Genomic DNA, 1,513 nt, shown 5'->3' with positions numbered 1-1,513 from the left:
GACTCTGTCGGGGAGTGTGTCCTGAACACGATGAGGAGCTCTATGTAGGAATTGCATCCTCAAGTGATGCTGTGCGGGAGATGAAGGAATTGGCCCTTCGGAGTCGCCCTGCGGGGGGAGGCTTCAAACCGCCTCATGCTGCGTTGGCTGAAGACCGTCGTGGTGAGCGATGAGGAAAAGGCGTCGTGAGAGGCGTCAGGTAGGGATCAGGAAGACGAGCGCAAGCGAATCATTGCTGACGTGTCGAAACAGAGTGAGACGGCATCAGAACCGGAGATATTTCTCGATCTCCGGGAGGAGTCTGGCGGGTGCCCGCTTATTGGCCAGGTGGTGTCCGGCATGAAGATGACGTGAGCCTGATCTGCTGCTTCCGCATGGAACAGGAGAAAGCGCACCCTGAAACTGTCCACTCGGGTTGGGGCGGCGAGAGGGAGCGTTCCAAGCGGCTGAAACCGCAAGGGACTGAGTACCGTCGCGGGGTGCGCTGGCGGACCGACCCGTAGTAGTGGTGAAGCCCCTGTAATGGGGGTGGAGCGAAGGGGTCGGGTCATCCATGGCTGTGTTCGTTTGGTCAACCGGCGATGACCGGGAGGAGCCGATGGAGCAGTTGAAATCGTCAGGCAAGCCGTTTGATATCCCGAAGTGGGAGGTCTGGGAGGCTTTCCAGGATGTGAAGAGAAATCAGGGTGCACCAGGAGTGGATGCACAGTCCATCGCTGACTTCGAATCAGATCTGAAGGGCAATCTTTACAAGATCTGGAATCGGATGGCGTCCGGGACGTACTTCCCACCTCCGGTGCGTGCGGTGGAGATTCCGAAGCAGCACGGCGGAGGCATGAGAATGCTCGGCATTCCCACTGTCGCCGACCGGGTTGCTCAGACTGTCGTGGCCCGGCATCTCGGTGTCCGAGTGGAACCTGTATTTCACGAGGACTCTTATGGATACAGGCCCCGAAGGTCGGCCTTGGACGCGGTAGAGCGTTGCAGAGAGCGTTGCTGGAAGAAGGACTGGGTGATCGATCTCGACATCCAGAAGTTCTTCGACAGCGTCCGCTGGGACCTCATCGTCAAGGCCGTGGAGGCACACACCGACACCGTCTGGGTGAAGTTGTATGTTGATCGGTGGCTTCGCGCGCCGCTTCAACTACCCGACGGCACCTTGCAGATGCGGGATCGGGGCACCCCGCAGGGGTCCGCGGTCTCGCCCGTGCTGGCGAATCTGTTCATGCACTACGCGTTCGACCGGTGGTTGGCCCGGAACTTCCGGGACGTCCAGTTCGAACGGTATGCCGACGACGCGGTCGTGCACTGCGTCAGCGAACGCCAGGCCCGGCAGGTCCTGGCGGCACTCGGGAACAGGATGGAAGAGCTCGGGCTGCGACTGCACCCCGACAAGACCAAGATCGTGTACTGCAAGGACGGGAAACGGCGCGGCTCTTCCGAGCACACGTCCTTCACGTTCCTCGGGTTCACGTTCCGCCCGCGCGGCGCACGGACCAAGGACGGCCGGAAG

Annotated in this window: 1 protein-coding gene; it reads left to right on the top strand. The window is 60.9% G+C overall.

All coding sequences use genetic code 11. The features are described 5' to 3' along the window. Window positions 1–553 precede the first annotated feature (553 nt). Window positions 554–1,513: group II intron reverse transcriptase/maturase (gene ltrA, locus ACFY0P_RS52165; protein WP_388929537.1), on the top strand; the 960-nt coding region annotated here is incomplete at its 3' end.

Source organism: Streptomyces sp. NPDC001714 (assembly GCF_042892755.1).
GTDB lineage: Bacteria > Actinomycetota > Actinomycetes > Streptomycetales > Streptomycetaceae > Streptomyces.
The sequence above is the reverse complement of the archived record's forward strand: the minus strand, read 5'-3'. Positions and strand labels throughout refer to the sequence as shown.